This window comes from Chitinimonas sp., assembly GCF_041904975.1.
Lineage (GTDB): Bacteria > Pseudomonadota > Gammaproteobacteria > Burkholderiales > Chitinimonadaceae > Chitinimonas.
Genome location: NZ_JAYRLZ010000294.1, coordinates 1 through 4,957 on the forward strand (window position 1 = coordinate 1; position 4,957 = coordinate 4,957).

A 4,957-nucleotide genomic window follows, 5' to 3' on the forward strand; every position below is an offset into this window, starting at 1 on the left:
GGACTGCATCGTGTCGCCGCTGCGGGCAAAGGATGTAGCGTGGTTGCAGCGCTTCGGCATTCTGCGCAGCGAGGTGAGCTGGGCCAGTGGCAAGTTGCTGCTGGATGGCGAACAGTACGATGCCGATATCCACAATGCCGGCTCACGCGAGCGCATCATCGCCGAGCTGGCTGGCAAGCGCCTGACCGGCGGCATCTGCCTGCACGGCGGCTTCTTCCTCGGGCCGGAAGATTTTTATCAGCGACTGCGCGCCCTGGCGCCAAGCGACAAGGCGCGTATCGAGATGCATCGCATCGACTTTATCAATCAGCTGTACGGCCACGGCGAACTGGCGCGCGCCCAACGCCGCCGCGCCCGTTTCATGAACACCGCCATGATGGTGACCCTGCTCGGTGCGGCAGTGTCCGACGGCCTGGAAACCGGCCAAGTGGTGTCGGGTGTGGGAGGGCAATACAACTTTGTCGCCATGGCCCATGCGCTGGCCGATGCGCGATCCATCATCATGCTGCGTGCTACCCGCGAGTCGGGCGGCGATATTCGCTCGAATATCCTGTGGAACTACGGCCACACCACCATTCCGCGCCATTTGCGCGATGTGGTGATTACCGAATACGGAGTGGCGGATCTGCGCGGCCAGTCCGACGCCGAAGTGGTCAAGCGCCTCATCTGTATTGCCGATTCGCGCTTTCAGGATGAATTGATCGAGTCCGCGCAAGGCAATGGCAAGCTGGAGGCCGGCTGGGCGGTGCCAGAGGCTTTCCGCAACAATCTGCCCGCAGCGCTGGAAGCAAGACTGGCGCCATGGGAGGCGGCTGGCTTGTTGCCGGACTTCCCGTTCGGCACCGACTTCACCCCGGACGAACTGGCAATGATAGGCGTGCTGCAAAAGCTCAAGCATGCCAGCGAGAATCCGCTGGAACTGGTGGCCTCGGCCCTGCGCGGCTGGTTCGGCGACCAGGAAGTGCCGGCCGGCTGGCTGGAGCGCCTCGGCCTGCAGGAAACGCATGACCTCAAGTCTTTGCTGCTGCGTCGGTTGTTTATCGGCAATCTGTAGGCTGCGGCATTAAGCCCCTGAAACCTGTAGACACTGAGTGCACTGAGATCACGGAGCACACAGCGCGCATCCGGCAAGGTCTGGCCAATTCTGGTGCACTCTGTGTTACCACTGTGCTCGGTGCCTGCCGATTTGGCTGTTGTCGCCGCTTGGCAGCATGGCGATTCGCGAAGCGGGTAAGCCAGCCGATGCGGCGCTTTGGAGCGATTGGCTGGAAGCGGTCGAGCAGGCGTCAACGCATCCCCCATGTGTTAAAGCGCACGGTACTTGATATTGTTGGCCTTACTTATTGATCTTCTTGCTGCTTTTGTGTAATCGGCGCTAGAATAGCCGGCTTTCCCACCCTTGCCTCACCGTTACCGCATGACGGGGGGCTGTTTAATCCGCAAGGAGATCGCATGCGACACTACGAAATCGTGTTCATCGTGCATCCCGATCAAAGCGAGCAAGTGCCCGCCATGATCGAGCGCTACAAGACGATGATCAACAATGAAGGCGGCAAGATTCACCGCCTGGAAGACTGGGGCCGTCGTCAGCTGGCTTACCCGATCCAGAAGATTCACAAGGCACACTATGTCTTGATGAACATCGAAATCGGTCAAAGCACGCTGGACGAACTGGAACATGCTTTCAAGTTCAATGACGCCGTGCTGCGCCACCTCACCATCAAGACCGATGCTGCCATCACTGAGCCATCGCCGATGATGAAGGAAGAAAAGTCGAAGTCGCTGACCCCGGCTGCTGAAGCCAAGGAAGCGGCTGCTGCCTAAGGGTTGCCCTTGGGCACGCGCAATCAGGTTGTAGCCAGCGGTGTGCTGATTGAAAAATCGGTGCTTCGCTATACCCCGGCCGGCATTCCGGTGGTCGAATTCAAATTGCAGCACGAATCGACCCAAAACGAAGCCGGACTCGAACGACGGGTGCAGTGTCATTTCAACTGCATCTGCCTGGGTAAAGAGGCGCTGGCCATTGCCGCGCTGGATGAAGGTGTGCAATTGCTCGTCAAGGGCTTTTTTGCCGCACGTCACCAACGCTACAAAGCCAATCTGGTATTGCACGTTGCCCGCTGGAAAGCTGCCCCGAGCACACCACCCCCAGTTATCTGAATACGAGAGGCCATCATGTCCCGTCATCTGTTCAAGCGCCGGAAATTCTGCCGCTTCACCGCCGAAGGCATCAAGGAAGTTGACTACAAAGACGTCAACCTGCTGAAGGACTTCATCAATGAAAACGGCCGCATCATTCCGGCCCGTATCACTGGTACCAAGACCCGCTTCCAGCGTCAGCTGTCCACCGCAATCAAGCGCGCCCGTTTCCTGGCCCTGATGCCGTACACCGACCTGCACTAAGCGAGCGAAGGAACTCAATCATGCAAATCATTCTGCTCGAAAAAGTTGCCAACCTCGGTGGTCTGGGCGACGTCGTCAAGGTCAAGGAAGGTTACGCCCGTAACTTCCTGATCCCGCAAGGCAAGGCTCGTCGTGCTACCGAAGCCAATCTGAAGGACTTCGAAGTCCGTCGCGCTGAGCTGGAAAAGCAGCAAGCCGCAATCCTGGCCGACGCACAAGCCCGCGCCGACAAGCTGGCCGACTTCGCCACCACCATCGCCCAGAAGGCTGGCGTTGATGGTCGTCTGTTCGGTTCGGTAACCAACCACGACATCGCTGAAGCCGTGACCAAGGCGTCCGGCGTTGCAGTCAGCAAGATGGAAATCCGTCTGCCGGATGGCCCGTTCAAGGCGATCGGCGAGTACACGGTTACCATCGCTCTGCACCACGATGTAACGGTTGATGTGAAGCTGACGGTGGTTGGCGAGTAATTCGCTGATCGCGCTGCTTCACCTGCAAAAAGGGATTCGAGCAATCGAATCCCTTTTTGTCGTTTGTGGGCATTGAAACCAGTGGGTGAACCACCCGATGCGCGTATGGCGCGGTTCTCATGCGCAGTGCGGGAGGGCGGAGGCGGGTAGCTAGGCAATAGATCCATTGCTTATGCGCTGCGGCGAAAGCGCCGGGTTCCCGATGGCAGCCTGTGGCGTTTGGAAACACGATGCGTTCGGTGTTTCTCAAGGCAATTTCTAGGTGTCAGTCGAAGTGGAATCTATAGTACCGACATGTTCCTGCAGGCAGGTGGCTAGCTTGAGCGCCTGAACCGTCCCCCTACGGCAGACAGCATGACAGCCAAACTACACAATCCCACCGATATTGCCCGTGAAACGCTGAAGCAGCTGGCAGCGCGGCGCATTGCGCCAACGCCGGACCGATACGAAGAAATTTACGCCGAGATTGCCGGTACACCTCGCAATAGTGGCGGCATTGCCGCCTTGGTGACGGAATTCGTAGCGCTATTGCGCGCCTGCCCGCAACAGCATGGCGAATTGCAGCGGCAAATCGGCCTGATTGAAAAGGCGGCGCTTTCCCGTGAATGGTCAAGCATTCCACCCTTGGTGGTGCAGGCAGTCGAAGGGCAGGGTGGGCAGGCCAATCTGGTCAAGTCCTGGTCGGAGCTGATACGCGATCTGATTACGCAATGGGACTTGCGCAGCCCGCATTTCAGCGTGGCGCGCAAGCAGGAATCGCTGGCCAAGGTGCTGCTCAACTTCGGCAATTACCCGAATCTGCTCAATGAAAAACTCGCGGCATTGATCCAGAGCTGGGCTGATGGCGCCAGCGCAGGTGGTGATATCGCTCCGCTGGAAACGGCGGCAGGTGTGGCTGGCAACGAGACCACCACGGCCTTGCCCATTGCAGAGGAGGCTGCATCGGCCAGTGCTGCCGTTGATATGGACTGGCGCCGCTGGCGCGAGCTACTGGTGAAAGCCCTGCGCATGGGGGTGGCGGAGCGTCTGTCCGGCTATCCGGAGCTGGCCGAGGAGGCGAGCAGCCTCGCCTTGGCGGCCGAGGCGGTCACCAGCGCTCAGGGACTGGAATTCCTGCAAGGTCGTTTGAAAAAATTCTGGATCCAGCTGGAGCTGCGTGGCGAGCGTGATGGGCGCGTTGCCACGGCCCTGTCCAATTTGTTGCTGCTGCTATGCGAGAACTTGCTGACCATTTGCGGCCCGGATGATTGGATAAAGGGGCAGGTGGCGGTGATACGCGAGCTGCTATCGCAACCGCTCAGCACCAACCGGCTCTACGATGTCGAAGCGGCGTTCAAGGAAGTCATCTACAAGCAAGCCTCGCTCAAGCACAGCCTGGATGAAGCGCAGACCATGCTCAAGGATATGGTCACCCTGTTTATCGACCGCCTTGGCGATATGGCCGACAGTACCAGTGGCTATAGCGAAAAGATCGAAACCTATGCCGGTCGTATCGAGCAGACCAAGGGAATCAGCGAGCTGCAGGGCCTGCTCAGCGAATTGATGCAGGATACCCGCGTCATGCAGCTGGATATGACCCGCTCGCGCGACGAGCTGGTGGAGGCGCGTGCCAAGGCCGAGCAGGCCGGGGTGCGCGTCAGCGAGCTGGAACGACAGCTGCGCCTGGTCAGCGAAAAGATCCGTGAGGACCAGCTTACCGGCGCGCTCAACCGCCGTGGTTTCAAAGAATCATTCGAAACCGAGCTGGCGCGCAAGGAACGCAGTGGCAAGCCGTTGTGCGTGGCCTTGCTCGATATCGACAATTTCAAGAAGCTGAACGACCAGCGCGGCCATCAGGCCGGTGACGAAGCGCTGGTGCATTTGGTGGATGTGGTGAAAGTGGTGTTGCGGCCCACCGATGTCATCGCCCGCTATGGTGGCGAAGAATTTGTGGTGTTGCTGCCAGAGACCGATTTGAAGGAAGCGGCCAGCGTGATGCGGCGGGTGCAGCGGGAGCTGACCCGGCGCTTTTTCCTGCATAACAACGAACGGGTGCTGATCACCTTCTCGGCCGGTGTCACGCGCTATATCGATGGCGAGAGCCA

6 protein-coding genes are annotated in these 4,957 nt (G+C 59.1%); all 6 read left to right on the forward strand.

Annotation, left to right across the window (positions count from 1 at the left end; translation table 11 throughout):
* Window positions 1-1,054 (forward strand): acetyl-CoA hydrolase/transferase C-terminal domain-containing protein (locus tag ACE3OH_RS19215; RefSeq protein ID WP_374356986.1); only part of this gene is annotated, 1,054 nt, incomplete at its 5' end.
* Between the two features lie 398 nt (window positions 1,055-1,452).
* Window positions 1,453-1,824 (forward strand): 30S ribosomal protein S6, encoded by a 372-nt coding sequence (gene rpsF, locus ACE3OH_RS19220; protein WP_374356988.1) that lies wholly within the window; start codon window positions 1,453-1,455, stop codon window positions 1,822-1,824.
* 60 nt (window positions 1,825-1,884) lie between these two features.
* Complete coding sequence (gene priB, locus ACE3OH_RS19225; RefSeq protein ID WP_374356990.1) at window positions 1,885-2,160, forward strand: primosomal replication protein N; 276 nt, start codon at window positions 1,885-1,887, stop codon at window positions 2,158-2,160.
* A gap of 15 nt (window positions 2,161-2,175) precedes the next feature.
* Window positions 2,176-2,403, forward strand: a complete 228-nt coding sequence (gene rpsR, locus ACE3OH_RS19230; RefSeq protein ID WP_374356992.1) for a 30S ribosomal protein S18 — start codon at window positions 2,176-2,178, stop codon at window positions 2,401-2,403.
* 20 nt (window positions 2,404-2,423) lie between these two features.
* Window positions 2,424-2,873 (forward strand): 50S ribosomal protein L9, encoded by a 450-nt coding sequence (rplI, locus tag ACE3OH_RS19235; RefSeq protein WP_374356994.1) that lies wholly within the window; start codon window positions 2,424-2,426, stop codon window positions 2,871-2,873.
* 354 nt (window positions 2,874-3,227) lie between these two features.
* Window positions 3,228-4,957: GGDEF domain-containing protein (locus ACE3OH_RS19240; RefSeq protein ID WP_374356996.1), on the forward strand; the 1,730-nt coding region annotated here is incomplete at its 3' end.

What these genes read in the sequence shown, in the direction of transcription:
- rpsF (WP_374356988.1), top strand. Translation starts at nt 1,453, where the DNA reads ATGCGACACTACGAAATCGTGTTCATCGTGCATCCCGATCAAAGCGAG.
- rpsR (WP_374356992.1), top strand. Translation starts at nt 2,176, where the DNA reads ATGTCCCGTCATCTGTTCAAGCGCCGGAAATTCTGCCGCTTCACCGCC.
- rplI (WP_374356994.1), top strand. Translation starts at nt 2,424, where the DNA reads ATGCAAATCATTCTGCTCGAAAAAGTTGCCAACCTCGGTGGTCTGGGC.